This window comes from Mesorhizobium sp. M1A.T.Ca.IN.004.03.1.1 (assembly GCF_003997555.1).
GTDB lineage: Bacteria > Pseudomonadota > Alphaproteobacteria > Rhizobiales > Rhizobiaceae > Mesorhizobium.
Genome location: NZ_RZTV01001096.1, coordinates 1 through 235 on the forward strand (window position 1 = coordinate 1; position 235 = coordinate 235).

The window sequence follows — 235 nt, forward strand, 5'->3', positions numbered from 1 at the left end:
ATCACCATACGGCTTCACTGAGCCTTGGGAGGCTAGAACCTGGACCATGCGAGGATGACTGCCCAGCCGACGGATTTCAGCGGCCGCCAACTTTGGATCCTGGGGCGCAATGACGATCGAACCCATGAAGCGATTGTCCTTCGGCAACCACTCGGCGATCTGATAGTCATTGTAGGCACTGACCAGCGCACTAGCGTAATAGGGGTTTGCCAACGTTGAGGCTTCAATGGGCTCG

At 56.6% G+C, this 235-nt stretch carries 1 protein-coding gene; it reads right to left on the bottom strand.

Features of this window, described 5'->3' with window-relative positions; translation table 11 throughout:
• Positions 1-235: amidohydrolase family protein (locus EOD29_RS35070; protein ID WP_164764105.1), on the bottom strand; the 235-nt coding region annotated here is incomplete at both ends.